The organism is Comamonas humi (genome assembly GCF_054782535.1).
Window position 1 is genome coordinate 115,781 of record NZ_BAAGSH010000009.1, and the last position, 24,987, is coordinate 140,767.

Genomic DNA, 24,987 nt, shown 5'->3' on the forward strand with positions numbered 1-24,987 from the left:
GATGGGGTTGTTACTGCATCGAGTGCAGGCCGATCATGTTGCCCTCGGTGTCCTGCACGATCGCGCAGTGGCCGTAGGGGCCGATGGAGAACTTCGCGCGGTGGACCTGGCCGCCGGCGCCGGCCACGCGGGCCTGCTCGACGGCGCAGTCCTCGCAGGCGAAGTACACCATGGTGCCGCCACCGCCTGGGGCGGCACCGTCCATCTGGACCAGCATGCCGCCCGAGCCGGGCGCGTCCATGGTCATCGGAAAGGACAGCATGCGCATGTTGCCGGGCACGCAGTCGGAGGCGCCGGCCGGCGCGGGCTCGGGCGGGGCCAGGGCCTCCAGCTTGCACTGGAAGACGGCTTCATAGAACCGGCGGGCGCGCTCCATGTCCTGCACGTAGATCTCGAACCAGACGACGGGATTGGGTTTCATGGCGATCATCCTTCTGACAAAGAAAGGGAAGGGGCGTCAGGTGCCGCGGCGCCTGAGCACCACGTGGGTGGCCTTCTCGGACGCCGTGGACTGCACGCATTCGTAGCCCAGGGCCGGCAGGTCCAAGCCCTCGAACAGGTGCTCGCCGCGGCCCAGCAATACCGGCGCGATGGCGAGGTGCAACTCGTCGATCAGCTGGGCCCGCAGGTACTGGCGGATGGTGTCCACACCGCCGCCTATGCGCACATCCCTGGCGCCGGCCGCGGCGCGCGCACGCTCCAGCGCCTCGTGGATGCCACCGGTGACGAAATGGAAACTGGTGCCGCCTTCCATCTCGATGGACGGGCGCGCATGGTGGGTCAGCACGAAGACCGGCACGTGGTAGGGCGGATTGTCGCCCCACCAGCCTTTCCAGCTGTCATCGGGCCAGGGGCCGCGGATGGGGCCGAACATGTTGCGGCCCAGGATCCAGGCGCCGATGTTATGGAAGCCCCGCGCGGCGAAGTCATCATCCAGCCCCGTAGTGCCATCGGCGGCGCCCATCACCGTCCGCTGGAAGGTGCGTGTGGGCAGCACCCACTGGTGCAGGTTGATGCCGCCCGCGCCCAGGGGCTGGTCGAGGCGCTGGTCGGGGCCGGCGCCGTACCCATCCAGCGAAATGGAGAAACTGGCAACGCGTACCTGTGTCATGGCATTCCTTGCGGGTGGAGGCGGATTCAGCCTTGCTGCACGTTGACCATCCACGGCGTGCCGAAGCGGTCCTTGACCATGCCGAAGCCGGGCGACCAGAAGGTGGCGGCATAGGGCATCACGACCTGCCCGCCCGGTGCCAGTGCGTCGAAGAAGCGCTGGCCCTCGGCCGCATCGGCAGCCTGGATGGAAACCCACAGGCCTTGCGCCGGCTGGTAGCCGCCGCAGGTGGCGTCAGCGCCGGGCATGGAGTCCGAGCCCATCAGCGACTGCTCCTTGATCTGCAGGTGCACATGCATGATGCGCTGCTTGGCCGAATCGGGGATGGGCGGCATGCCCTCGTGCGCCGGCATCTCGCCGAAGCTGCCCTGGTAGACGATGGTGCCGCCGAACAGCTTGGCGTAGAAGGCGAAGGCCTCGGCGCAGTTGCCGTCGAAGTTGAGATAGGGGGTGAATTGCATGGTGAAGTCTCCGTGGGGTTGGGGTGAGGGGAGGGAAAATCAGGCGCCGTCATAGGCGCGCTGCAGCGCGTCCATGTCCAGCTTCTGCATGGTGAACATCAGCGCCAGCGCGCGCTGGATGCCGGCGGTGTTGGACGAGGCCATCATCTCGCTCCAGCGCCGCGGCACGATCTGCCACGATAGGCCGAAGCGGTCCTTGAGCCAGCCGCACTGCTGCGCGGCGGGGTCGCCGCCTTCGCCGAGGCGTGCCCAGTAGTGGTCGATCTCAGCCTGCGAGTCGCAGTGCACGATCAGCGAGAGGGCCTCGGTGAAGTGGAACTGCGGCCCGCCGTTGAGCGCAAGCAGCGACTGGCCGTCCAGCTCCAGCTCCAGGGTCATGGCCGTGCCCGGCGCCTTGCGGTGCAGTTCCTGGCCCACCTCGGTGTAGCGGGTGATGGCGCCGATGCGCGAATTGGGAAAGATCGCCGTGTACTGGCGGGCGGCTTCTTCGGCCTGGCTGTCGAACCACAGGCAGGGCTGGATACGTTCCAAACGGGGCATGCGTGTCTCCTGGCGGAAAACAGTGGCCGGTGCCTCAGCCTAGACGGAAACTGTGTCTGGCGTGTGCACCGGGGCGTACTCGGGAAAATCCATGTGTACAGTGTTCACTTATTATGGAGAATAAAATGTACGCTGTCCACATCAAGATGTCGATGGCCGGTGACAGCTTGTGAAAATTCGTTTTCGCCCCGGCCAGTCCCATCCTTTTGCCTGCCATGAGTGCACCGAAACCAAGAGATACCTACCACCACGGTGACCTGCGCCAGGCCCTGGTGCAGGCCGGGCTGGAGCTGGCGCGCGCTGGCGGCCCCGATGCCATCGTGCTGCGCGAGGCCACGCGCCGCGCCGGCGTGGCCCCCAATGCCGCCTACCGCCATTTCGCCAACCGCGAGGCGCTGTTCGACGCGGTGCGCGCCGCGGCGCTGGGGGCGCTGGCCCAGGCGATAGAGCAGGAAATGGCCGCCGCGCGCGGCATTGCCGAGGCGGCCCTGCGCTCGCGGGCCCTGCTGGCGGCCGTTGGGCGCGGCTACCTGGGCTTTGCCCAGGCCGAGACCGGGTGGTTCCGCACCGCGTTCGCCTGGGGCTCGCACGATGTCGATGTGCCGCCCGATGCCGCCCGCACCGCCGGCATGGGCCTCAACCCCTTCGAGCTGCTGGGCTACGCGCTCGACGCCATGCGCGACGCCGGCGTGCTCGCGGCCGAGCGCCGGCCCGGCGCCGAGTTCCTGGCCTGGTCGTCCGTGCACGGCATGGCCCTGCTGATGATCGACGGGCCGCTGCGCCATGCGCCACCCGAGCAGCGCATGGCGCTGGCCGGGCGCCTGCTGGCCATGGTGGAAGCGGGGATCTGAGCATGGACCTCTCCGACGCCTGCGCGCAGGCCGCCCAATGGCTGCGCGACGCCCGGCGCGTGGCCGTGCTCACCGGCGCGGGCGTGAGCGCCGAGTCCGGCGTGCCCACCTTCCGCGATGCGCAGACCGGCTACTGGGCGCAGTTCCGCGCCGAGGACATGGCCTCCGAGCCCGGCTTCCTGGCCCAGCCCGAGCGCGTCTGGCGCTGGTACCAGTACCGGCGCGAACTGGTCGCCGCGGTGCAGCCCAATGCCGGCCACCTGGCGCTGGCGCGCTGGCAGCGGCGCCATCCCGGCCGGCTCACGCTCATCACGCAGAACGTCGACGGACTGCACCGGCGCGCCGGCAGCGAGGATGTGCTGCACCTGCATGGCGACCTGATGGCCGACCGCTGGCTGCGGCCCGCGCGGCCCTGCTGCGACCTGGCCCGCGTGGAGGCCGGCGAGCCGCCGCGCTGCCCCGTCTGCGGCAACCTGGTGCGGCCGGCCGTGGTCTGGTTCGGCGAGGCGCTGCCGGCCGACGTGCTGCGGCAGGCGGGCGAGGCTGCACGCGGCTGCGATGTGATGCTGGTCGTGGGCACGTCCGGCCAGGTCTATCCGGCCGCTGGGTTGGCGCACGAGGCGGGCCAGGCCGGCGCCCGCGTGGTCATCGTGAATCCGGAGCCGACGGCGCTGGATGGCATTGCCGACCTGCGGCTGGCCGGGCCTTCGGCCAGCGTGCTGCCGGCCTTGTTCGAGGATACTTAAAAAGGATAGCTACTGGCGATTGCTATGTAATGATTTCAGATGGTTTTGTATCTGAAATCATTGCGTATAAAGCGCTAGCAGCTCTCAAATTTGATTATCTCATTTCACACCCAGCCCAGGGCGCCCAATGCGGCGCCCGCGCCCAGCAGCCACAGCAGGTGCAGGCGGGTGCGCCACACCAGCAGCATGGACACCAGCGACACCAGCCACAGCCAGGGCGCCTGCGCCAGCGTGCCGTGCGCCGAGGCCAGCACGATGGCGGTCGAGAACATCATGCCGATCACCACCGGCGACAGCCCCAGCTTGAAGGCGCGCAGCGCGCGGTGCTGCTGGTAGCGCTGCAGCCAGCGCGAGGCCGCGAGCATCAGCGCCGACGTGGGCAGCAGCACGCCCAGCATGGTGCAGGCCACGGCGACGATGCAGGTCAGCCACACGGTGCCGAGCGGTGCGCCCGCGCTGGCGTTCTGGCCGATCTGCAGGCCGATCAGCGCGATGAACAGCACATTCGGGCCGGGCGCGGCCTGCGCGATGGCGACCGCGTTGTTGAACTGCAGCGTGCTCAGCCAGCCCTGCTCGTCGACCAGCACGCGGTGCATGTCGGGCGCGGTGGAGATCGCGCCGCCCACCATCAGCAGCGACATCGACAGGTAGTAGGTCAGCAGGTGCAGCCAATCCTGCGCCTGCATGGCCAGCGGCGCGGCCGTCATGGCTGGCCTCCGTCGCGCGCGGGCTCCGGCGCCAGGCGCCGCCAGGTCAGCGCATAGCTCAGGCCGCCTATGCCCAGCAGCACCGCGGCCAGCGGCCAATGCAGCCAGGCCAGCGCCGCCACCGTGGCCGCCGCGGCCGCCAGGCAGCCCGCCCAGCGCAGCGGGTGGTGGCCCATGGCCATCATCATCTTGCAGGCCGTGCCGGCGACCAGGCCGGCCGCCACGGCGCCCATGCCGCGCACCGCGCCGGCCACCGCGGGCAGGTGCGCCCAGTGGCGGTACAGCAGCGCCAGGCCGATCACCACCATCATGGGCACGAGCAGCATGCCGGCCAGCGCCGCGAGCGCGCCGCGCCAGCCGAAGTAGCGGTCACCCAGCGTGATCGAGAGGTTGACCACGTTCGCGCCGGGCATGATCTGCGCCACGGCCCATTCCTCGACGAACTCGGGCGCCGTCAGCCACTGGCGCTTTTCGACCAGCTCGCGCTGCACGATGGCCATCACGCCGCCAAAGCCCTGCAGCGCGATCGAGGTGAAGGCGGTGAAGACCTGCCAGGGGCTGGCCGGGCCGCGGCGTGGGGGAGGTGGGGTGTTGGGAGCGGGTATCGGCAAGGGGGCGGCCATGGTGCGGGAGCGGGCGGGTAGCGTGCGCCTGCCATTGTGCGCCGAAGCGGCCGCGATGGGCAGGCGCCGGATCGTTCGCATTCGGGGACGGAGGGCATCGCCGATCGCGGGGGGCGAGCGGGCAACGGGGGATACGGCAGCGACAGTGGGCTGCACAGTCTTTGCGCCAGATCGGTGTACGGGGCGGCAAAGTCACGTAAGCTGTCGCCTTTCCCACCCTTGTAGAGACCTGCGGCCGTGACTGCACCCGTGATCTTTCCCCCTCCCTACAGCGACGCTGCCCAGACCGGCAGCATGCTGAGCGCCTATGGCTATGCGGTGCTCAGCCCGGCAGCCGTGAGCCAGTGGGCTGGCTGCGAACTGGCAGCGCTCGAGGCGCTGTCGCCCAGCTGGAACGACATGCCGCCCGACGGCTACCTGAAGGACGGCGGCCGCTACCGCCACCGCCGCCATTCCTGCTTCGTGCTGCGCGATGGCGCGGTCGAGCAAGTGGCGCACCGCGCCCACTGGCAGCCGGTGGAGTACAACGCGCTGCACGGCGGCATGCAGCGCTGGTTCGAGCCCATGGAGCTGGGCACCGTGGCCGCGCCCGCGTGGAAGCAACTGTTGCTGGCGCTGGGGCAGACCGCCGGCGCGCTGTTCGGCACCGGCGCGCAGACCCCGTGGTACGCCGAGGCGCACCAGTTCCGCATTGATACGGCCGACGGCATCGGCCGCCCGACGCCCGAGGGCGCGCACCGCGATGGCGTCGACCTGGTGGCGGTGTTCCTCGTGGGGCGCGAGCGCATCAGGGGCGGCGAGACCCGCGTGTTCGACGCGGCCGGCCCGCAGGGCGTGCGCTTCACGCTGACCGAGCCCTGGTCGGTGATGCTGCTCGACGATGCGCGCATGATCCACGAGAGCACGCCCATCCTGCCGCAGAGCGAGCAGGGCGGTTGGCGCGACACGTTGGTGGTGACGCTGCGCCGCGGCGGTTTCCAGGGCAGCGACGCAGCTTAGCGCGCGCTGGTTTGCCTCGTGCCCCGAATTGGGGTACAACCAATTCAGTAACGCTCTAGAAAGGAAGGCGCCACCATGTTCAAGCACATTCTGGTTCCCGTGGACGGATCGCCCACCTCGCTGCTGGCGGTGTCCAAGGCTGCCGAACTGGCCAAGGCCTTCAACAGCGACGTGACGGCCGTCTACGTGATCGATCCCTACCCATTCACCGGCGTCGGCGCCGACTTTGCCTACGGCCAGGCGCAGTACCTGTCGGCGGCCACCGCCGAGGCCGACTCCGCACTCAACTCCGTCAAGCAGCACATGGAGCAGGCTGGCATTCCGGTCAAGACGCTGGTGGGCGAGGGCCACTCGGTGCACGACGGCGTGATGCAGGCCGTCAAGGCCACCGATGCCGACCTGATCGTGATGGGCTCGCATGGCCGCAAGGGCCTGGAAAAGCTGGTGCTGGGCAGCGTGACCCAGCGCGTGCTCGGGGCCAGCCACATCCCGGTGCTGGTGGTGCGGCAGTAAGTCCGGCGCGGCAAAACAAAAAAGGCTCCTGGTGGAGCCTTTCTTATTTGCGCACTTCGTCGACCAAGGTCTTGAACTGGTCGATGTCCTCGAAGCTACGGTAGACGCTGGCGTAGCGGATGTAGGCTACCTTGTCGAGCTTCTGCAGCTCGGCCATCACCAGGTCGCCGATCAAACGCGTCTGTACCTCGCGGGCGCCCAGGCTGCGCAGCTTGTCTTCGACCTGCTCGATGGCCTGCTCCACCGTATCGATGCTCACCGGGCGCTTGCGCAGCGCCAGGCTGAACGAGCCCTTGAGCTTGCTGCGGTCGTAGTCGATGCGGCGGCCGTCCTTCTTGACGATGGCCGGCAGCGCCACCTCGGGCCGCTCGTAGGTGGTGAAGCGCTTGTCGCACGCGCCGCACTGGCGGCGGCGGCGCACGAAGCCCCCATCCTCAGCCACGCGGGTCTCGACGACCTGCGTCTCCGGGTGGCTGCAGAAGGGGCACTTCATGGATGGATCAGCGGTAGACCGGGAAGCGGCTGGTCAGCGCGTTGACCTTCTCGCGCACGGCGGCGATGTTGGCCTCGTCGCGCGGGTTGTCCAGCACGTCGGCGATCAGGTTGGCGGTCAGGCGGGCTTCCTCGTCCTTGAAGCCGCGCGTGGTCATCGCGGGCGTGCCCACGCGAATGCCGCTGGTCACCATCGGCTTCTCGGGGTCGTTCGGGATGGCGTTCTTGTTGATCGTCATGTGGGCCTGGCCCAGCACGGCTTCGGCTTCCTTGCCGGTGATGCCCTTGGCGCGCAGGTCCACCAGCATGACGTGGCTCTGCGTGCCGCCGCTGATGATGCGCAGGCCGCGCTGGGTCAGCGTCTCGGCCACGATGCGGGCGTTGGTCACCACCTGCTGCTGGTAGGTCTTGAACTCGGGCGTCAGCGCTTCCTTGAAGGCCACGGCCTTGGCCGCGATCACGTGCATCAGCGGGCCGCCCTGCAGGCCGGGGAAGATGGCGCTGTTGATGACCTTCTCGTGCTCGGCCTTCATCAGGATGATGCCGCCGCGCGGGCCGCGCAGGCTTTTGTGCGTGGTCGACGTCACCACGTCGGCGTGGGGCACGGGGCTGGGGTACACGCCTGCGGCGATCAGGCCGGCGTAGTGGGCCATGTCCACCATGAAGATGGCGCCGACTTCCTTGGCGATCTTGGCGAAGCGCGCGAAGTCGATGTGCAGGCTGTAGGCCGAGGCACCGGCCACGATCAGCTTGGGCTTGTGCTCGCGCGCCTTGGCTTCCATCGCGTCGTAGTCGATCTCTTCCTTGGCGTTCAGGCCGTAGGAGACCACGTTGAACCACTTGCCCGACATGTTCAGCGCCATGCCGTGGGTCAGGTGGCCGCCTTCGGCCAGGCTCATGCCCATGATGGTGTCGCCGGGCTTGAGGAAGGCAAGGAACACGGCTTCGTTGGCCGATGCACCGCAGTGCGCCTGCACGTTGGCGGCTTCGGCGCCGAAGAGCTGCTTCACGCGGTCGATGGCCAGCTGCTCGGCCACGTCCACGTACTCGCAGCCGCCGTAGTAGCGGCGGCCGGGATAGCCTTCGGCGTATTTGTTGGTGAGCTGCGTGCCCTGGGCCCACATGACGGCGGGCGAGGCGTAGTTCTCGCTCGCGATCAGCTCGATGTGCTGCTCCTGGCGCAGGTTTTCGGCCTGGATGGCAGCAAAGAGCTCGGGGTCGGTCTGTTCGACAAGAATATTGCGGTGGTACATGGCAGTCCTATGAACTTGATGTCCCTTGAGAACAAGGGCTGCCCAGGCGAACGGCGGAACGCTTCGGGCATCGCCCGGGCGGTACGCTCCCCGGTGGTTCACAGGAGAGGCTCCTGCTGGTTTCCACGTCAGCGGCGGTGCCTGTTCAGGCGCCGCGCCTATCGCCAGTCGCGTACCCGGCTAGTGTAGCCGAGGCCAGGCCTCTGCCGGGGGCCTGGGGCATTCAATTCGGGGCCGCGCGGCGGGCAGGCAACAAAAAAGCACCCCGGGGGTGCTTTCGTCATCTATATAGAGAGCGACAGGGCTGTCTCAGGAGCCCGCCACCATGGCGACCTTGGTGCCGCCGCTGCTGGAGACAGCCGCTGCCGTCTCGGTGGCCTGGTTGGCCAGCGCGAGGTCGGCCGAGGCATTGGTTGCCGGAGCAGGACGCGCCGCGGGGGCCGCCGGGATATTGGCCTTGGCCGACAGGTTGGGTTTGGCCGGCGGATCGGCCGGGTTGCTGCGGCCGTTGGCCACCTGCTTGATGCGGAAATGCTCGGCCAGCACCTTGGCGGCATAGCCACCGTCGCTGGGCAGGTTGGCGGCGCCCACGTAGTAGCGCAGGCCACCCTCGATCGAGCCGGCGCGCTGGATGCATTCCTGCAGCACCTGCACACCCACCTTGAGGTTGGTCACCGGGTCGAAGGCCGCGAAGTGGCCGCCGAAGCCTTCGTACTTGTCGGTGTGGATCTTGGTCATGACCTGCATCAGGCCCTGCGCGCCGACGGAGCTCTGCGCGAACGGGTTGAAGCTCGATTCCACGGCCATGATGGCGAGGATCAGCGTCGGGTCGAGCTTGGTGGCCTTGCCCACCTCGTAGGCTTGCGACACCAGCACGGCCAGCGGCTCGGGCGCCACGCTGTACTTCTTGCTCAGCCAGTAGGCGACGGCAGCCTGGTTCTTGGGCAGCTTATGGGGGTTGGTCGCGGTGGCGCGGTCCACGGCCGCGATGACCGGGCCGGCTTCGGCCGAGGACTCGCCGGCGGCGGCGTCCGCCACCACCGGGCCGGAGGCCAGGTGGCGGGCTTCCAGCCAGCCGCGCAGGTAGTTCTCGCCGCTGTGGCGCAGGTCGTCGCGCGCCACCAGGGTCAGCGCGGTAAAGGCCACCAGCAGGCCCAGCAATGCAAATCCGTTGTGCGTCACGGCCAGGATGGCCTGCGCAATATTGGCGCGCACCAAGCGCACGCCGGCAACCACTTTCGCGGAAGCTGTCATACCTATATTTCCTTTCCAATACCTGCGGCTCAGGGCTGCGTGCCCATGAAGAGGTAGCCGGCAGGGGGCGGGGTCACTGTGCTGTGCCTCACCAAGATCGGGGCGCCTGCTTTGCAAAGCGCCCCTCGTCGTTTCTTGCACGCTGCTCGCGTGTCGGGACTACGATGTGCCACACCGGGGGTGGAGTGGCTCAAGACAAATCAACGATGTAAATCAATGCCGCGAATTCTAGGATTTGTTCTAATATCTGGTCAACACTAAGAGTTTGAAAAATCAGATATATAAGTAATAAAAAATCGTGTAGGAAAAGCCCTTACGGCGATGAAGTAATAGCGCCCATGGAAGCGGCCACAAGCCCTCGGACGGGATGCGGCGGGCGCCTTCGGCCGCCGCAACGCCAGGCAAGCAAAAATATCTGTCATGCCGTGCGCCGAGACCCCCATCCGGGCCGCCCGCGCGGCAGGCTCGCCCTGCGAGCCCGCTTTTGCGCTGGGCAGGCTGCTATGGATGGCGAAGCGGCCCGGCGGAAGCGGGGCCGGGGCCGGCATGCAAAGGCTGACACGAAAATGACAAATTTTTGCGTTTTACCGAGGAGTGGGAGTGGGGCCTGTGGGGGTACTGCTTCGCCAGCCACTCGAAGGCTGCTGCCTGGCACCGGCGAGGGCTGGCGGACCCGTTGCGCGAAGGGCTAAAAACCATGAAAAACAGCCTATAAGCCTGGGGCATATAGGGTTTTTACCAGGGATTGGCTGTGCGTCCGACCCCTGAAAGCCCGAGTCTGGTGCCGAGCCCCTCTATATATAAAGAGGGTGATCCCAGGCCCTGGGGAGAGGTCCCTGGCCGCCAATGGGTCGCCGCGGGTGCTGTCGTTTGCCCTGGCAATTCGGCACAATCCGCTTATCTGCTGCCACGGGCGCTATCAAAACGCTGCAAGAAGATGGACAAGAACACCAAAACCGAAACATCTGTAAAGAACCATCCCGCCGTGCGGCGCTGGCTGCGCCGCCTGGCCTGGGCGGTGGGCGGGCTGCTGGCGCTGTGGGCGCTGTCTTGGGCGGCGCTGCCGTACCTGCTGCGCACGCAGGGCGAGAAGATTGCCACGGCCAAGCTGGGGCGCCAGGTGCATATCGGCGCGGTGGATTTCAAGCCCTGGACGCTGGAGCTGACCATCCGCGACCTGCGCATTGCCGCGGCGCAGGGCGAGCAGCCGCAGCTGGCGGTGGCGCGCATCTATGCGGATGCCGATATCCAGTCGCTGTGGCGCCTGGCGCCGGTGCTCGACGCGCTGGAGGTGGACCAGCCCGTGGTGAGCCTGGCGCAGACCTCGCCCGGCCATTTCGACTTCGACGATGTGCTCGAGCGCCTGAAGGACCCCGAGCCGCCCAAGGAGAGCAAGCCGGCGCAGTTCGCGCTCTACAACATTGCGTTGCGCGACGGTGCGGTGGAGTTCCACGACGCTACCGTCGGCAAGACGCATGAGGTCAAGGGCCTGAACCTGGGCGTGCCCTTCGTCAGCAACCTCGAATCCAAGCGCGAGATCAAGGTGCTGCCCCAGCTGGCGTTCCAGCTCAACGGCAGCCGCTTCGACAGCAGCGCCGAGTCCACGCCGTTCACCGACAACCGCAAGACCGATGCGGTGCTGCACATCCAGCAGTTCGACCTGGCGCCGTACCTGGGCTACATCCCGGCCTCGCTGCCGGTGAAGCTGATGGCCGGCGTGCTCGATGCTGACATCAAGGTCGCGTTCGAGCAGACCGACAAGCCGGCCGTGCGCCTCAGCGGCACGGCCAAGGCCTCGAAGGTGCGTGTGCACGATGCCCGCGATGGCGAGCTGCTGCAGTGGGAGGCGCTCGATGTGGCGCTGGCCGACGTGCAGCCGCTGGCCGGCAAGGTGCATCTCGAATCGGTGGTGCTGCAGTCGCCGCAGGTATCGCTGCAGCGCGACAAGAACGGCCAATTGCGCCTGCTGGATGCGCAAGGCCAGCCGGTGGCAACCGAAAAATCAAAAAAGATAGCTGCTGGCGCAGATGCAGAAAGCGCTGAAGGCCAAAAAGACTCAAAACCCGATGCGAAGCCCGCCGCTGCGGCCGCGCCGGCCTGGTCGGTGCAGGTCGACCGCGTGCAGGTGCGCGATGCCCGCGGCGTGTGGCTGGACGAGAGCGTGCCCATCCCGGCGCGCGTGCAGCTCGACGGCCTGGCGCTGGACGCCAGTGCCATCGCCTGGCCCTTCCAGCAGCCGTTTCCCTTCAAGGGTGAGGCCGGGCTGAGCGGCGACAAGGGCGTGCCGTCCGATGGGCGCATCGCCTTCGAGGGGCAGGCCACCGATGCGATGGCCGATGTGAAGGTCACCACCACCAAGCTGCCGCTGCAGCTCGGCGCCTCGTACCTGACCGGTGTGCTCGAGCCGGGCGTGCTGGGCCAGATCGACAGCCAGGTGCAGATCCACCGGCAGGGCGCCGATGTGACGGTGCAGGTCGCGGACCTGTCCGTCTCGCAGGTGGCGCTGCAGTGCAAGGCGGCCGCGCGCTGCACGGCGCCGCGCGGCACGGCCGTGGGGCTCAAGGGCAAAGACAGCCTGTTCGAGCTGCAGAAGCTGCAGGTCAAGGACGCGGTGATCGACACCGCCAAGCAATCGGTCAAGGTCGGCTCGGTCGAGCTGCTGCAGCCGGCCGTCGGCGTGTCGCGCAACAAGGCGGGCCGCTGGATGTACGAGGAATGGCTGCCGAAAACCCAGGCCGCAGCCGGGGCCAAGCCCGCCGACAAGCCCTGGTCGGTGGAACTGGCCAGCATCGCCGTCAAGGACGCGAACGTCCAGTACCTGGATGAAGCCACGCCGCGCCGGGTGGCCTTCAAGCTCTCGGCACTCGACCTGAAGGTGGAGCAGTTCGCGCCGCTGTCGACCAAGGCGAAGCCATCGCCCGTCAAGCTGGCCGGGCGCATCGCCACCGGCCGCGCCGAGCCGGGGCGGCTGCTGTTCGACGGCACCGTGGGCCTGGCGCCGCTGTCGGCCGCCGGTCGGCTCAACCTGACCCAGGTGCCGGTGCATGCGGTCGAGCCCTATGTGGCCGACCAGCTGCCGCTGCGGCTGCTGCGCGCCGACGCGAGCTTTCGCGGTCAGCTCGATTTCGCGCAGTCGCCTAAGGGGCCGGTGGTCAGCGTCAAGGGCGATGCGGGCCTGGACGACGTGCGCGTGAAGGCCCTGGCGGCGAATGCGAAGAAAGCCGCGAATGCTACTGAAAAAGTAGCTGCTGGCGCTGATGATACGGGCGCTGATGAGCAAAAAGACTCCAAATCCAGCCGCAGCGGCCCGCGCGGCATGCAGATCGCCGGCGACGACCTGCTGAACTGGAAGACCCTGAGCCTGCGCGGCGTCGAGGTGCGCATGGAACCCGCGCAGCGCCTGCGCGTCAAGGTCGGCGAGACGGCGCTGTCCGACTTCTACGCCCGCCTGGTGGTGCAGGAGAACGGCAAGCTCAACCTGCAGGACCTGGGCAACGAGGACGCGCCGGCCGCGCCCGCCGATGCCAAGGCTGCCGATGCCAAGCCCGCCGTGGCGGTGGCGCCGGTAGACACTACGCCCGCCCCGGCGACCGGTCCCATCATCGACCTGGGGCCCATCCTGCTGTCGGGTGGCACGGTCAAGTTCTCCGACCACTTCATCAAGCCCAACTACTCGGCCGACCTGTCCGAGCTGGCGGGGCGCATCGGCGGCTTCTCGTCCGAGCCGGCCGCCGCCGGCCAGCCGCCAGCGCTGGCCGACCTGGAGCTGCGCGGCAAGGCCGAGGGCACTGCGTCGCTGGAGATCACCGGCAAGCTCAACCCGCTGGTCAAGCCGCTGGCGCTCAGCATCCACGGCAGGGTGCGCGACCTGGAACTGCCGCCGCTGTCGCCCTACAGCGTGAAGTACGCGGGCCACGGCATCGAGCGCGGCAAGATGAGCGTGGACGTGCAGTACGACGTGCAGCCCAATGGCCAGCTCACGGCCACGAACAAGCTGGTGCTCAACCAGCTGTCGTTCGGCGACGAGGTCAAGGGTGCGCCGGCCAGCCTGCCGGTGAAGCTGGCCGTGGCGCTGCTGGCCGACCGCGACGGCGTGATCGACCTCGACCTGCCGATCAGCGGCTCGCTCAACGACCCGCAGTTCAGCCTGGGCCCGGTGATCCTGAAGGTCATCGGCAACCTCATCATGAAGGCCATCACCTCGCCGTTCGCGCTGCTGTCCAGCGCCTTTGGCGGCGGCTCCGAGGCCAGCCAGGTGGCGTTCGCGCCGGGCAGCGGCGTGCTGTCGGCCGAGGCCAAGGCCCAGCTCGACAAGGTGGCCAAGGCCCTGCAGGACCGCCCGGCGCTGCAGATGACCGTGGTCGGCGAGGCCGACCTGGAGGCCGAGCGCGATGGCTGGCGCAAGGCCCAGATCGACGACATGGTGCTGGCGCAGAAGCGCCGCCAGGCCATCCGCGCCGGCGGCAAGGCCGAGGCGGTGGAGGCCGTCGCGCCGCAGGAATACCTGGAGCTGCTCAAGGAGGTCTACAAGCGCGCCGACATCAAGAAGCCGCGCAACATGGTCGGCATCGCCAAGGACCTGCCGCAGGCCGAGATGGAAACCCTGCTGCTCACCAGCATCGAGGTGCCCGACAACGCCATGCGCGAGCTGGCGCTGGCGCGCGGCGTGGCCGTGCGCGACTATCTGGCGGGGCAGGGCGTCAAGCTCGAGCGCCTGTTCCTGGGCAACATCAAGACCGAGGGCCAGGATAAGGACTGGAAGCCGCGCGCCGAGCTCAAGCTCGCCACGCGGTGACAGAATCTCAGGCCATAAACACGCTCTTCGCAAACGTCACCGCATTTGACAGGCAATTCCGGTGAAAATAGCGGCTTCATGGCTGGTGCACATGAGCCACCGTAGCCACTTACCCTATTGAGTGACCGTATACATGTTTCCTTTCTCATCGCGTGGCAAGTCTTCCGATGTTCCCGAACCCACTCCGGCGCCGGCCAAGGCGGTGGCTGTGCACCCGCTGGATGCCATGACCGGCGGTGCCTTCTCGGCGGCCACCTCGGGTGACCGCGCCGCCAAGGTGCGCGAATGGCTGGCGGGCAATCCATCGTCCGAGCAGTTGCAGGAAGTCTTCAAGGAGCTGAGCGCCCGCGACAAGGGCGCGGCCAAGGCCATCCGCGAGCGCCTCGAAGAACTGCGCCGCGCCAAGGGCCAGGAGGCGCTGGCCGTCGAATGGGCCGACAAGGCCGAGAAGCTGCTGCAGGCGGGCAAGCTGAACATCGCCGATGCCCTGGCCTGGCAGCGCGACGCCGCCAAGGCCGGTGCGCCGCTGTCCAAGGAGCCGCTGTCGGCGCTGAAGCTGCAGCTCGCCGAGCGCGTCAAGGTCATCGAAGACCTGCAGCACCGCGTGCAGGTGCAGCGCGAGGCCGCCGTGCTGCTGGCCCAGCGCGTGGAAGTGCTGTCCACCAAGCCCTGGACCGATGCGCAGACCGCCCAGCCCGCGCTGGAGGCCGATGTGGCGCACTGGCAGGAGCAGGCTGCCGCGCTCGAAGGCGATGCCAACTGGGGCAGCGTCGAGGCGCGTTTCCCCACGCTGCTCGACGGCTCCAAGGCGCAGCTGCTGGTGGTGTGGGATGCCTTCCAGTCCGCACTGGCGCAGACCGCTACGGCCGCTGCCGATGCGCAGGCGCCGCTGCCGTCGGTGCCGGTGTGGGCCGACGAGATCCGCGCCGCGCGCGGCCTGCCGACCGAGGCCGAGCAGGCTGCGGCGCGTGCAGCAGTAGCCAAGCCCGCCCAAGACCCGCAGGAAGCCAAGCGTGCGCAGGCCGCGGTGAACGAGGCGCTGGCCAAGCTCAAGGCGCAGACCGCTGAAGGCCATGGCAAGGCGGCATCGGGCGCGGCGGGCGAGTTGCGTGCGGTGCTCAAGGTGCACGGCAAGCAGATCGACAGCGCGCTGGAGCATGAAGTCAATGCGGCGCTGATCGCCGCCGGCGAACTCGAAGGCTGGCAGCGCTGGAGCGCCGACAAGGTGCGCGAGGAACTGATCGCCAAGGCCGAGGGTCTGCTCAAGCGCCCCGAAGGCCAGGCCCTGGGCGGCCGCAAGCTGCAGGAATCGCTGCGCCAGCTGCGCGAGGACTGGAAGAAGACCGACCAGAGCGGCCCCACGAACCACGGCCTGTGGAAGCGCTTCGACGAAGCCTGCAATGCCGCCCACAAGCAGGTGGCCGTGTGGCTCGAGAAAGTGCGCGAAGAGGGCGCCAAGCACCGCGCCGAGCGCGATGCCCTGATCGCCGAACTCAAGGCCTGGGGCGCCGAACACGCGGCCAGCGGCGACTGGAAGCAGATCCAGCGTGGCCTGCACCAGTTCAGCGACCGCTGGCGCGCCAGCGGCCACGTGGGCGAAAAAGCCTTTGCCGAACTGCAGTCGGCCTGGAAGCAGGCCGTGGCCGAGGTCTCGGCGCCGCTCGAAGCCGCGCAGAAGACCAGCATCCTGCGCCGCGAGGCCCTGATTGCCGAGGCCGCCAAGCTGGCCGAGGCACCGCACCTGAACATCGACGCGGTGCGCGAGCTGCAACGCCAGTGGCAGACCGAGGCGCAGTCCGTGCCCATGGACCGCCGCCACGAGCAAAAGCTCTGGGACGCGTTCCGCAAGCCGCTGGACGAGGCCTTCGAGCGCAAGACCCAGCAGCGCCACCGCGTGGCCGAGCAGATGAGCGCCCGCGACCAGGGCGTGGTCGCAGCCTCCAAGGCCCTGGAGCAGGCCAGCGCCGGCGGCGATGCCCAGCAGATCCAGGCCGCCATGCAGGCGCTGCAGGAGGCCCTCAAGGCCCAGCAGCAGCAACAGGCCGAGCAGGCCGCCGAGGCGCCTGAGGCGCCAGCTGCCGAGTCTGTGGCTGAATCGGCTGCCGATGGGGCGGAGTCCGAAACTTCTTCCGGCGAAGCCGAGCAGCCGGCCGCCAAGCCCGTGGCCGCACCGCGTCCGGTGGTGGCGGTGCGCGGTGATGACCGTCCGGGTGCGAAAAAGGATGTGCCTTCCGCCGGCCGTAACGACCGCCGTGATGGCCGCGACAGCCGCGATGGCCGGCCCGCACGCGCCGGCAGCCGCCCGGGCGACCGCGATGGTGGCTGGGGCCGGGACCGTCCCGCGCGCGACGACCGGCATGGAGACCGCCGCGAAGACCGCGGTCCGCGCCTGGGCGACACGGCATTCCGTGCCCAGCGCGATGCGATGGACCATGCACAGGCGGCCCTGCGCAAGCTGGCCAGCCAGGCCCATGGCCAGGCGCTGACGCAACTGCTCGATGCCTGGGCCCGCCGCGATGCGGCGCAGCTGCCGTCGGCGCAGGAGCTGGGCGGCAAGCTGCCTGGACCGGTGCGCTCGAACTGGGGCCAGGCCATTCAGGCCGAGCCCAAAGGCCAGGCGGGCGAGGCGCTGCTGCGCCTGGAGATGGCGGCCGACGTACCCACGCCGGCAGACCAGATCACCGCGCGCCGGGCGCTGCAGCTGCAGTTGCTGACGCAGCGCAATGCGCCTTCGCCGCAGGAAACCTGGGCGCAGGACGTGGCCAAGGTGCTGGCCTCGGCCAGCGACGAGGCGGCAGCGCGGCGCTTGCAGGCGGTGCTCAAGTCGCTGTTACGCAAATAAGCGCGGGCTGCTTGCCCATGAAAAAACCCGGCCTTCGTGTGCCGGGTTTTTTATTGCAAAAAGAATAGCTGCTCGCGCTTGCTGGGTAAGGGCTGGAGCCTGATTTGGCTTGAAAAGAAAAAAGCCGCTGCATTGCTGCAGCGGCTTTTGCCGTTGGTGCCCAGGAGAGGACTCGAACCTCCACGGAGTTACCCGCTAGTACCTGAAACTAGTGCGTCTACCAATTCCGCCACCTGGGCTTTCAGGATTTCAACGATGATCGATGCATCCAAGATATGCATCGCTGCCGCAGGCTTGTGCCTTTGGCGATTGCACCACGCCCGCAAGGAGCCTGCTGCATAAATACTTGGTGCCCAGGAGAGGACTCGAACCTCCACGGAGTTACCCGCTAGTACCTGAAACTAGTGCGTCTACCAATTCCGCCACCTGGGCATTTCAGGATTTGGGCGCTGGCCGAACAGGCCTTTGCCAAATTGCTTTTCCTTCTACGATGATTTCGCCACGTTTCACAAAACAAGTTGCACTTGTCGTTAAACTTGGTGCCCAGGAGAGGACTCGAACCTCCACGGAGTTACCCGCTAGTACCTGAAACTAGTGCGTCTACCAATTCCGCCACCTGGGCATTTCAGGAAAGACTCAGATTGTACGTCAAAAAAACCGCTGCCTTTGCAGGAGTAGAAAATTTGTCAGAAGAAATTGAAGGAACAGTCCAGGGACACCGTGAAGGCCACGGCTTTGTAGTGCGGGACGATAACGAAAGCGATATCTATATACCCGCCAACGAAATGAGGGCTGTTCTGCACCGCGACCGGGTGCGCGTGCGCATCGTGCGCACCGACCGGCGCGGGCGGCCCGAGGGGCGCATCGTCGAGATCATCGAGCGTCCCGCGCATCCCATCATCGGCCGGCTGCTGCAGGAAAGCGGCGTCTGGCTGGTCGCGCCCGAGGACAAGCGCTACGGCCAGGACATCCTGATCCCCAGCAACGCCACCAGCGATGCCCAGTCGGGCCAGGTGGTGGTGGTCGAGCTGACCGAGCCGCCGGCGCTGTTCGGCCAGCCCGTGGGCCGTGTGGTCGAGGTGCTGGGCGAGATCGACGATCCGGGCATGGAGATCGAGATCGCGGTGCGCAAATATGGCGTGCCGCACCAGTTCTCCGAGGAGTGCCTGGCCCAGACCAAGAAGCTGCCCGACAAGGTGCGGCAGATGGATCGCAGGGGCCGGGTCGATCTGACCGACGTGGCGCTGGTCACCATCGATGGCGAGGACGCGCGCGACTTCGACGACGCGGTGTACTGCGAGCCCATGAAGATCGGCCGCAACAAGGGCTGGCGCCTGCTGGTGGCGATCGCCGATGTGAGCCACTATGTGCAGACGGCCAGCGCCATTGATGTCGATGCCTACGACCGCGCGACCAGTGTGTACTTTCCGCGCCGCGTGATCCCCATGCTGCCCGAGAAGCTGTCGAACGGCCTGTGCTCGCTGAACCCCGACGTGGACCGGCTGTGCATGGTCTGCGACATGGTGATCGATGCCTCGGGCGCCATCCAGGCCTACCAGTTCTACCCGGCGGTGATGCACAGCCACGCGCGCTTCACCTATACCGAGGTGGCGGCGATCCTGGCCAACACGCGCGGCCTCGAGGCCAGCAAGCGCCAGGAGCGCGTGCAGGACCTGCTGAACCTGCACGACGTGTACAAGGCCCTGCTGTCGCAGCGCTCGCAGCGCGGCGCGGTGGACTTCGAGACCACCGAGACGCAGATCGTCTGCGACGACAACGGCCGCATCGAGAAGATCGTGCCGCGCACGCGCAACGAGGCCCACCGCCTGATCGAGGAGGCCATGCTGGCCGCCAACGTGTGCAGCGCCGACTTCATCGAGCAGGGCGGCCAGCCCGGCCTGTACCGCGTGCACGAAGGGCCGACGCCCGAGAAGCAGGACATCCTGCGCAGCTACCTCAAGGCCATGGGCGTGGGCATGTCGATCAGCGACGACCCCAAGCCCGGCGAGTTCCAGGCCATCGCGCAGGCGACCAAGGAGCGGCCCGACGCGCAGCAGATCCACACCATGCTGCTGCGCTCCATGCAACAGGCGATCTACACGCCGATCAACAGTGGCCACTTCGGCCTGGCCTACGAGGCCTACACGCACTTCACCAGCCCGATCCGCCGCTACCCGGACCTGCTGGTGCACCGTGTGATCAAGTCCATCCTGCAGAACAAGCGCTACGAGCTGCCCGCGCTGCCCACGCCCGGCGAGGCCGAGGCCAAGTTGGCCAAGCGCCTGGCGGCGCGCGGCAACGGCAAGGGCAATGGCGCCGAAGCCAAGCGCCAGACGCCGCAGGCCGGGCGCCTGAGCCGCGACGTGCAGGCCTGGGAAGCCGCGGGCCTGCACTGCAGCGCCAACGAGCGCCGCGCCGACGAGGCCAGCCGCGACGTCGAGGCCTGGCTCAAGTGCAAGTACATGCGCGAGCACCTGGGCGAGGAGTACAGTGGCGTGGTCACGGCCGTCACCACCTTCGGTTTGTTCGTCACGCTGGACGAGCTGTACGTTGAAGGCCTGGTACACATCACCGAGCTGGGCGGCGAGTACTTCCGCTTCGACGAGGTGCGCCAGGAGTTGCGCGGCGAGCGCACCGGCATCCGCTACTCCATCGCCACGCGCGTGCAGGTGCAGGTCAGCCGCGTCGACCTGGACGGGCGCAAGATCGACTTCCGCCTGGTGACGGGTGCGGGCGATGCACCGCGCGCAGCGCCTGTGTCGGCCAAGTCCACCAAGGCCCGCAAGCACACGACGGGGCGCGACGAGGCCTATGGCGAGCAGCGCGCCAGCGCCAAGAAGTCGGCGCGCTCGGTGCGCGAGCAGTCGCAGGCCGGGCAGCAGCGCCCGCATGGCGGCCCGCCCAAGCAGGCATCGAAGAAGGCGGCGCGCAAAGGGCGGCGCTGATCCATTTCCATAAAGAAGCAACTATGAGCAAAAGCAAGATCGCCGTGGTCACCGGCGCGGGCACCGGCATCGGCCGCGCCGCCGCACTGGCGTTGATGAAGGACGGCTGGTCCGTCGTGCTGGCGGGCCGCCGGGTCGAGCCGCTGAACGAGGTGGCCTCGCACGCCGCGCCCGGCCAGGCGCTGGCCGTGCCCACCGACGTGGCCGATCCGGCCGCGGTGCGCGCGCTGTTCGATGCGGCGGTGGCGCAATACGGCCGGGTCGACCTGCTGTTCAACAACGCAGGCACCGGCGCGCCGGCCGTGCCCATCGACGAGCTGCCGATCGAGACCTGGCGCAACGTGGTCGACGTGAACCTGAGCGGCATGTTCTACTGCCTGCAGCAGGCCTTCCGCGTGATGCGGGCGCAGTCGCCGCAGGGCGGGCGCATCATCAACAACGGCTCGATCTCGGCGCACACGCCGCGGCCCATGTCGATCGCCTACACCTCGACCAAGCACGCGGTGATGGGCATGACCAGGACCGCCGCGCTCGACGGCCGCAAGTACGACATCGCCGTGGGCCAGATCGACGTGGGCAATGCCGGCACCGAGCTGGCGCAGCGCATGACGCAGGGCGCGATGCAGGCGCACGGCGTGGTGGCGCCCGAGCCGCTGATGGACGTGGACATCGTCGGCCAGTCGGTGCTCTACATGGCCAACCTGCCGCTGGAGGCGAACGTGCTGTTCCACACGGTGATGGCCACCAAGATGCCCTTCGTGGGCCGCGGCTGACCGGCAAAAAACATAGCTGCTGGCGCTTGCTGTGCAAGCATTTCAGGTAGAAAAATATCTGAAATGCTTGTGTGGTAAGCGCCAGCAGCTCTCTTTTTTATAGGGTTCGCGCCAGGCTTTCGGCCAGCCGCGATGCGGTCAGCGCCTGTCCCGCAGGCCAGGTGTCGGCCGCATGGCCGTGCTGCCACACGGCGGCCAGCGTGGCCTGCCAGTGGGCTTCGGCATTGGCGTTGGTATCGATGCTGCGGCCCAGCCGCGCCCAGTGCGCGCCCAGGCAGCCGGCCAGCACGTCGCCGGTGCCGCCGGTGGCCAACAGCGCGTTGCCGCTGGCGTTGATGGCGTAGCGCCCGCCGGGCGCGGCGATCACCGTGCCCGAGCCCTTCAGCACCACCAGGCATTGCAGGCGCGCCGCCAGCATCTGCGCGGCCTGGATGCGCTGGGCCTGCACCTTCGCCGTGTCCGACTGCAGCAGCCGTGCCGCCTCCAGCGGGTGCGGCGTGACCACGGTCTGCCAGCCCTGCCGCGCGCGCTGCTGCAGCAGGCCCTGCAGCGCGGGCGTGGCGGCGATGGCATTGAGCGCATCCGCATCCAGCACCAGCCGGGGCGAGCGCTGCAGCACCTCGGGCAGCAGGCCCTGCACCAGCTCGCCGCCACCGCAGCCGCAGACCACCACGCCGGCATCCAGCGTGATGGCTTCGCGGCTGCGCAGCATGATTTCGGGCGCGATGCCGGCGGGCCGCGGCGCGGCCTGGCTGCTGCCCAGCAGGTGCAGCAGCACGCGGCCCGCGCCCGCATGCAGCGCGGCCGAGGCGGCGAGCACGGCCGCGCCCTCCATGCCCATGCCGCGGTGCTGCCAGGCCTCGCCGCCGATCACCAGCACATCGCCAAAGCTACCCTTGTGGCGGTTGTGGCTGGCGGCCTGCAAGGCGGGGCGGCCGGACAGCCAGCCGTTGGCGGGCTCCGCCGCGCCTTCGTGCAGGCTATCGAGCCAGACCGTGCCGCTCCAGTCGCGCCCGGCGCCGGTGAACAGGCCTGGCTTGAGCGTGAGCATGGTCACGGTGTGGCGTGGGCCGGCTGGCGCGGCCGGGGCCAGCTGCGCCGCGGCGGGCAGCAGCTGGCCGGTGTCGGCATCGAGGCCGGAGGGCGTGTCTATGCTGAGCACGGGTAGGTCGGTGCGGTAGATCTGCTCCAGGCACCAGCGGGCCTCGGGCGCCAGCGGGCGCGGCGCATCGGCTGCAATGCCAATGCCCCATAGCGCATCGATCACCAGATCGGTGTCATCGGGCAGGCTGCCGGGCGCCAGCAGCGGCACGCCCGCGGCCTGGGCGCGTTGCAGCGCCTGCTGCGCATCGGCCGGCAGCGGCGAGCCGCCGGGCAGCAGGCAGACGCTGACGCGGTGGCGCAGCGCCTGCAGGTGCATGGCGGCCTCTAATCCATCGCCGCCGTTGTTGCCGGCGCCGCAGGCGATCCAGATGTGGCGCGCATGCGGCGCAATCGCATGCGCCAGCCGCGCGGTGGCGAGGCCGGCGCGCCGCATCAGCGTGTGGCCGGGCAGTTCGCCGGCCAGGCGCGCCTCCAGCGCGCGGGTCTGGGCCCGGTTGTGCAGCGGGTGCGAGAGGGTGGAATCGATGCGCAGCAGCATGGGCGGATGGTACCGCTGCGCAGGGCGGGGTGGTCAGCGCTGCAGTGCGAACGCGGCGGAATCGACGGGTGACTCGGCGCCGGCGATCTGCAAGGCCAGGTGGCGGGCGCTGCCCATGGCCAGGCTCCAGCCGTAGCCGCCATGCGCGGTGTTCAGCCAGATGCCAGGCAGGCCCGACGGGCCCACCACCGGCAGGCCGTCCGGCATGGTCATGCGCGCGCCCTGCCAATGCTGCAGCGTGGATTCGGCGCGCTGGATGCTGCCGGGGAACAGCTCCAGCAGCTCGGTGATCAGGTAGTGGCCGGCCTGGTCGGTGCGGGTCTCGTCGCTGGCGTGGCCCAGCTGCGCGCCGCCGCTGATGCGCAGCCGGTTGCCGAAGCGGGTGAGGGCGTAGCCGCGCTCCAGGTCGACGATGGAGCCGCGCGGCGCCAGCGTCTCTTCGGCGATGGGGGCGCTGATGGTGAAACCCTCGACGGCCGCGGTCGGCAGCTTGATGCCATGCGGCTGCAGCAGCGATGGGGCCTGCGCGCCGGCGCAGACCACCACGGCGTCGAAGCGCGTGGTTTCCGCGCCGCTCTTGAGCTGCACGCCGCCTGCGCCGGGCTGCATGGCGTCGATCGCCTGGTTGGGGCGGAAGTCCAGGCCTTGCTCCACCAGCGCATGCAGCAGGCCCTGCGCAAAGAAGCGGCCGTTGCCGGCCCAGGCCTGCGGCAGGTGCAGCGCGCCGCTGAGGGCGGCGTCCGACGCGAGGCCCGGCTCTCGCTCCCGGGCCTGCTCGGGCGTGAGCTGCTCGTACTCGATGCTGGCGGCCGACAGGCGCCGCGTCAGTTCGTACAGCGCCGCGGCGGTCGGCTCCTTGCGGAAGGGCAGCAGCCAGGACTGGGTGAACTGGCCGTCCAGCTCGAAGCGCTCGAGCACCTGCTGCATGCGCTGCATGCTCAGGGCTTCCAGGGCCTGCAGCGCGGGCAGCGCATCCACGGCGGCACCGAGCTTGGCGTGCTTGCGGTGGCGCCGGCCCCAGCGGGTGGTGGAGGACAGCAGCGAGCCCTTGATGTCCAGCGCCGCGAAGCCGGGGCGCGAGAAGCCGAGCTGCAGCGCGTCGGCGAACGCGGCCGCGCCCCAGGGGTTTGCCATGCAGGGCCACAGCAGGCCGGCCTGTGCAAAGCTCGCGCCCTCGGCGACGGTGCGATGCCGCTCGTAGAGGCTGACCTCGTGGCCGTCCTCCAGCAACTCAAAAGCCGTGGCAACCCCGACGATCCCGGCGCCGATGACCGCTAGTTTCATGGATATATATAGGCAGGTTCTGGTGGGCCGCGGGGCCGCCTTGCAAGCGGCGCCGGCCAAACCGTAAGCGATTGTGCCTGGGTTTTGGGGCGGCTTCGGCGAGGGGCGTGGCCGGATTGCCACGCATGGCGAACCGGGCAAGTGGGCCCGGTCCCGGATTGCGCCATCCAGCCTATGCTAGAATCCTCGGGTTTTGCCTAGTAGGCCATTTGTGCCCACGACGCAAAACAGACCTTCACTTAAATCGCAAACCCGGTCAGCAAGGTGTTGCGCACGGTCCGTTGCCCCTGGGGTGGCGCGGGCCTGGCGTGATAAACGGCCGGGATTTTAGACCTAACCTTCGGAGAAGAATATGTCCGTTACGATGCGCGAGATGCTGGAAGCCGGCGTCCACTTTGGCCACCAGACCCGTTTCTGGAACCCCAAGATGGGTCCCTATATCTTCGGCAGCCGCAACAAGATCCACATCATCAACCTGGAAAAGTCGCTGCCGATGTTCCAGGACGCCCAGAAGTTCGTGAAGCAGCTGGCTGCCAACCGCGGCACCATCCTGATGGTGGGCACCAAGCGCCAGGCTCGTGAGCTGCTGGCTGCCGAAGCGCAACGCGCCGGCGTGCCCTACGTCGACCAGCGCTGGCTGGGCGGCATGCTGACCAACTTCAAGACCGTCAAGACCTCGATCAAGCGCCTGAAGGACATGAAGGCCCAGCAGGAAGCCGGCCTGGAGTCCATGAGCAAGAAGGAACAGCTGATGTTCAGCCGCGAGCTGGAGAAGCTGGAGAAGGACATCGGCGGCATTCAGGACATGAACGCTCTGCCCGACGCCATCTTCGTGATCGACGTGGGCTACCACAAGATCGCGATCGCCGAAGCCAAGAAGCTGGGCATCCCGTTGATCGGCGTGGTGGACACCAACCACAACCCCGAGGGCATCGACTACGTGATCCCCGGCAACGACGACTCGGCCAAGGCCGTTGAGCTGTATGCCCGCGGCATCGCCGACGCCATCATCGACGGCCGCGAAAACGCAGTCGCCGAAGTGGTCAAGGCCGTGTCCGAAGGCGGCGACGAGTTCGTGGAAGTGGAAAATTCCGCTGCCTGATATTCGAGCGACCCCAATGATTGACAGCGATTGACAGCGAAACCGATCGCGTCC

At 68.2% G+C, this 24,987-nt stretch carries 20 protein-coding genes, 3 tRNA genes and 1 riboswitch; of the genes, 9 read left to right on the top strand and 14 right to left on the bottom strand.

Annotated elements, in window-relative coordinates; all coding sequences use genetic code 11:
- Window positions 1–10: 10 nt before the first annotated feature.
- Genes ACYVKR_RS11800 through ACYVKR_RS11815 form a run of 4 tightly spaced genes read right to left on the bottom strand, consistent with a single transcriptional unit; the run spans window position 11 to window position 2,112 of the window.
- Window positions 11–421, bottom strand: a complete 411-nt coding sequence (locus ACYVKR_RS11800) for a VOC family protein (protein WP_460481103.1) — start codon at window positions 419–421, stop codon at window positions 11–13.
- 36 nt (window positions 422–457) lie between these two features.
- Window positions 458–1,111 (bottom strand): dihydrofolate reductase family protein, encoded by a 654-nt coding sequence (locus ACYVKR_RS11805; RefSeq protein WP_460481104.1) that lies wholly within the window; start codon window positions 1,109–1,111, stop codon window positions 458–460.
- A 26-nt stretch (window positions 1,112–1,137) separates the two neighbouring features.
- Complete coding sequence (locus ACYVKR_RS11810) at window positions 1,138–1,572, bottom strand: VOC family protein (protein WP_460481105.1); 435 nt, start codon at window positions 1,570–1,572, stop codon at window positions 1,138–1,140.
- Between the two features lie 39 nt (window positions 1,573–1,611).
- Complete coding sequence (locus tag ACYVKR_RS11815; RefSeq protein WP_460481106.1) at window positions 1,612–2,112, bottom strand: VOC family protein; 501 nt, start codon at window positions 2,110–2,112, stop codon at window positions 1,612–1,614.
- A gap of 215 nt (window positions 2,113–2,327) precedes the next feature.
- Here ACYVKR_RS11815 and ACYVKR_RS11820 point away from each other — a divergent pair, with 215 nt between their 5' ends.
- Complete coding sequence (locus ACYVKR_RS11820; RefSeq protein ID WP_460481107.1) at window positions 2,328–2,963, top strand: TetR/AcrR family transcriptional regulator; 636 nt, start codon at window positions 2,328–2,330, stop codon at window positions 2,961–2,963.
- A 2-nt stretch (window positions 2,964–2,965) separates the two neighbouring features.
- Entirely contained in the window at window positions 2,966–3,709 is a 744-nt protein-coding gene (locus ACYVKR_RS11825; protein WP_460481108.1) for an SIR2 family NAD-dependent protein deacylase, read from the top strand.
- A gap of 104 nt (window positions 3,710–3,813) precedes the next feature.
- Here the strand turns inward: ACYVKR_RS11825 and ACYVKR_RS11830 are convergent, their stop codons facing one another.
- Both ACYVKR_RS11830 and ACYVKR_RS11835 read right to left on the bottom strand, forming a co-directional pair.
- Entirely contained in the window at window positions 3,814–4,416 is a 603-nt protein-coding gene (locus ACYVKR_RS11830; RefSeq protein WP_460481109.1) for a chromate transporter, read from the bottom strand.
- The gene (locus ACYVKR_RS11835; RefSeq protein ID WP_460481110.1) at window positions 4,413–5,039 is read right to left on the bottom strand and encodes a chromate transporter; all 627 of its coding nucleotides are present in this window, start codon (window positions 5,037–5,039) and stop codon (window positions 4,413–4,415) included. Before ACYVKR_RS11835 ends, ACYVKR_RS11830 begins: the two co-directional genes overlap by 4 nt.
- Window positions 5,040–5,333: 294 nt before the next feature.
- On the opposite strand from ACYVKR_RS11835, the gene ACYVKR_RS11840 reads away from it, so the two are divergent.
- Both ACYVKR_RS11840 and ACYVKR_RS11845 read left to right on the top strand, forming a co-directional pair.
- Window positions 5,334–6,038: a 2OG-Fe dioxygenase family protein gene (locus ACYVKR_RS11840; protein WP_460481270.1), complete on the top strand. Its 705-nt coding sequence runs from the start codon at window positions 5,334–5,336 to the stop codon at window positions 6,036–6,038.
- Window positions 6,039–6,113: 75 nt separating this feature from the next.
- Window positions 6,114–6,551 carry a universal stress protein gene (locus ACYVKR_RS11845; RefSeq protein WP_460481111.1) on the top strand — a complete coding sequence of 146 codons (438 nt, stop codon included), beginning with the start codon at window positions 6,114–6,116 and terminating at the stop codon, window positions 6,549–6,551.
- A gap of 43 nt (window positions 6,552–6,594) precedes the next feature.
- On the opposite strand, the gene nrdR is transcribed toward ACYVKR_RS11845, so the two are convergent.
- The 3 genes from nrdR to ACYVKR_RS11860 form a co-directional block, all read right to left on the bottom strand.
- Window positions 6,595–7,044 (bottom strand): transcriptional regulator NrdR, encoded by a 450-nt coding sequence (gene nrdR / locus ACYVKR_RS11850; RefSeq protein ID WP_460481112.1) that lies wholly within the window; start codon window positions 7,042–7,044, stop codon window positions 6,595–6,597.
- Between the two features lie 7 nt (window positions 7,045–7,051).
- Entirely contained in the window at window positions 7,052–8,296 is a 1,245-nt protein-coding gene (gene glyA, locus ACYVKR_RS11855) for a serine hydroxymethyltransferase (protein ID WP_460481113.1), read from the bottom strand.
- 33 nt (window positions 8,297–8,329) lie between these two features.
- A riboswitch (ZMP/ZTP riboswitch) is annotated at window positions 8,330–8,478 on the bottom strand.
- A 127-nt stretch (window positions 8,479–8,605) separates the two neighbouring features.
- On the bottom strand, window positions 8,606–9,550 hold the full coding sequence (locus ACYVKR_RS11860) for a lytic transglycosylase domain-containing protein (protein WP_460481114.1): 945 nt from the start codon (window positions 9,548–9,550) through the stop codon (window positions 8,606–8,608).
- 937 nt (window positions 9,551–10,487) lie between these two features.
- Between ACYVKR_RS11860 and ACYVKR_RS11865 the strand changes: the two genes are divergently transcribed.
- Both ACYVKR_RS11865 and ACYVKR_RS11870 read left to right on the top strand, forming a co-directional pair.
- On the top strand, window positions 10,488–14,345 hold the full coding sequence (locus tag ACYVKR_RS11865; protein ID WP_460481115.1) for a DUF748 domain-containing protein: 3,858 nt from the start codon (window positions 10,488–10,490) through the stop codon (window positions 14,343–14,345).
- A gap of 133 nt (window positions 14,346–14,478) precedes the next feature.
- Window positions 14,479–17,187: a DUF349 domain-containing protein gene (locus ACYVKR_RS11870; protein WP_460481116.1), complete on the top strand. Its 2,709-nt coding sequence runs from the start codon at window positions 14,479–14,481 to the stop codon at window positions 17,185–17,187.
- A 154-nt stretch (window positions 17,188–17,341) separates the two neighbouring features.
- On the opposite strand, the gene ACYVKR_RS11875 is transcribed toward ACYVKR_RS11870, so the two are convergent.
- The 3 genes from ACYVKR_RS11875 to ACYVKR_RS11885 form a co-directional block, all read right to left on the bottom strand.
- A tRNA-Leu gene (locus tag ACYVKR_RS11875) sits at window positions 17,342–17,426 on the bottom strand.
- A 108-nt stretch (window positions 17,427–17,534) separates the two neighbouring features.
- Window positions 17,535–17,619 (bottom strand) — tRNA-Leu (locus tag ACYVKR_RS11880).
- 105 nt (window positions 17,620–17,724) lie between these two features.
- Window positions 17,725–17,809 (bottom strand) — tRNA-Leu (locus ACYVKR_RS11885).
- Window positions 17,810–17,828: 19 nt separating this feature from the next.
- Here ACYVKR_RS11885 and rnr point away from each other — a divergent pair.
- The gene (gene rnr, locus ACYVKR_RS11890) at window positions 17,829–20,132 is read left to right on the top strand and encodes a ribonuclease R (protein WP_460481117.1); all 2,304 of its coding nucleotides are present in this window, start codon (window positions 17,829–17,831) and stop codon (window positions 20,130–20,132) included.
- 23 nt (window positions 20,133–20,155) lie between these two features.
- Complete coding sequence (locus ACYVKR_RS11895; protein ID WP_460481118.1) at window positions 20,156–20,905, top strand: SDR family oxidoreductase; 750 nt, start codon at window positions 20,156–20,158, stop codon at window positions 20,903–20,905.
- A gap of 97 nt (window positions 20,906–21,002) precedes the next feature.
- Here ACYVKR_RS11895 and ACYVKR_RS11900 read toward each other — a convergent pair whose 3' ends face one another.
- Together ACYVKR_RS11900 and ACYVKR_RS11905 are read right to left on the bottom strand one after the other, a co-directional pair.
- Window positions 21,003–22,547, bottom strand: coding sequence for a carbohydrate kinase family protein (locus tag ACYVKR_RS11900; RefSeq protein WP_460481119.1), 1,545 nt, complete (start codon window positions 22,545–22,547; stop codon window positions 21,003–21,005).
- A 33-nt stretch (window positions 22,548–22,580) separates the two neighbouring features.
- Window positions 22,581–23,831 (bottom strand): FAD dependent oxidoreductase family protein, encoded by a 1,251-nt coding sequence (locus ACYVKR_RS11905; RefSeq protein ID WP_460481120.1) that lies wholly within the window; start codon window positions 23,829–23,831, stop codon window positions 22,581–22,583.
- Between the two features lie 352 nt (window positions 23,832–24,183).
- Here ACYVKR_RS11905 and rpsB point away from each other — a divergent pair, with 352 nt between their 5' ends.
- Window positions 24,184–24,933, top strand: a complete 750-nt coding sequence (gene rpsB, locus ACYVKR_RS11910; RefSeq protein WP_460481121.1) for a small ribosomal subunit protein uS2 — start codon at window positions 24,184–24,186, stop codon at window positions 24,931–24,933.
- Window positions 24,934–24,987 lie beyond the last annotated feature (54 nt).

Bases quoted from the DNA above. Each gene is read 5' to 3' on its own strand.
- ACYVKR_RS11805 (WP_460481104.1), bottom strand. From the start codon at position 1,111: ATGACACAGGTACGCGTTGCCAGTTTCTCCATTTCGCTGGATGGGTAC.
- ACYVKR_RS11900 (WP_460481119.1), bottom strand. From the start codon at position 22,547: ATGCTGCTGCGCATCGATTCCACCCTCTCGCACCCGCTGCACAACCGG.
- ACYVKR_RS11865 (WP_460481115.1), top strand. From the start codon at position 10,488: ATGGACAAGAACACCAAAACCGAAACATCTGTAAAGAACCATCCCGCC.
- ACYVKR_RS11800 (WP_460481103.1), bottom strand. From the start codon at position 421: ATGAAACCCAATCCCGTCGTCTGGTTCGAGATCTACGTGCAGGACATG.
- ACYVKR_RS11870 (WP_460481116.1), top strand. From the start codon at position 14,479: ATGTTTCCTTTCTCATCGCGTGGCAAGTCTTCCGATGTTCCCGAACCC.
- ACYVKR_RS11835 (WP_460481110.1), bottom strand. From the start codon at position 5,039: ATGGCCGCCCCCTTGCCGATACCCGCTCCCAACACCCCACCTCCCCCA.
- ACYVKR_RS11840 (WP_460481270.1), top strand. From the start codon at position 5,334: ATGCTGAGCGCCTATGGCTATGCGGTGCTCAGCCCGGCAGCCGTGAGC.
- ACYVKR_RS11845 (WP_460481111.1), top strand. From the start codon at position 6,114: ATGTTCAAGCACATTCTGGTTCCCGTGGACGGATCGCCCACCTCGCTG.
- ACYVKR_RS11815 (WP_460481106.1), bottom strand. From the start codon at position 2,112: ATGCCCCGTTTGGAACGTATCCAGCCCTGCCTGTGGTTCGACAGCCAG.
- ACYVKR_RS11820 (WP_460481107.1), top strand. From the start codon at position 2,328: ATGAGTGCACCGAAACCAAGAGATACCTACCACCACGGTGACCTGCGC.
- ACYVKR_RS11895 (WP_460481118.1), top strand. From the start codon at position 20,156: ATGAGCAAAAGCAAGATCGCCGTGGTCACCGGCGCGGGCACCGGCATC.
- nrdR (WP_460481112.1), bottom strand. From the start codon at position 7,044: ATGAAGTGCCCCTTCTGCAGCCACCCGGAGACGCAGGTCGTCGAGACC.
- rpsB (WP_460481121.1), top strand. From the start codon at position 24,184: ATGTCCGTTACGATGCGCGAGATGCTGGAAGCCGGCGTCCACTTTGGC.
- ACYVKR_RS11860 (WP_460481114.1), bottom strand. From the start codon at position 9,550: ATGACAGCTTCCGCGAAAGTGGTTGCCGGCGTGCGCTTGGTGCGCGCC.
- ACYVKR_RS11830 (WP_460481109.1), bottom strand. From the start codon at position 4,416: ATGACGGCCGCGCCGCTGGCCATGCAGGCGCAGGATTGGCTGCACCTG.
- ACYVKR_RS11825 (WP_460481108.1), top strand. From the start codon at position 2,966: ATGGACCTCTCCGACGCCTGCGCGCAGGCCGCCCAATGGCTGCGCGAC.
- glyA (WP_460481113.1), bottom strand. From the start codon at position 8,296: ATGTACCACCGCAATATTCTTGTCGAACAGACCGACCCCGAGCTCTTT.
- ACYVKR_RS11810 (WP_460481105.1), bottom strand. From the start codon at position 1,572: ATGCAATTCACCCCCTATCTCAACTTCGACGGCAACTGCGCCGAGGCC.
- ACYVKR_RS11905 (WP_460481120.1), bottom strand. From the start codon at position 23,831: ATGAAACTAGCGGTCATCGGCGCCGGGATCGTCGGGGTTGCCACGGCT.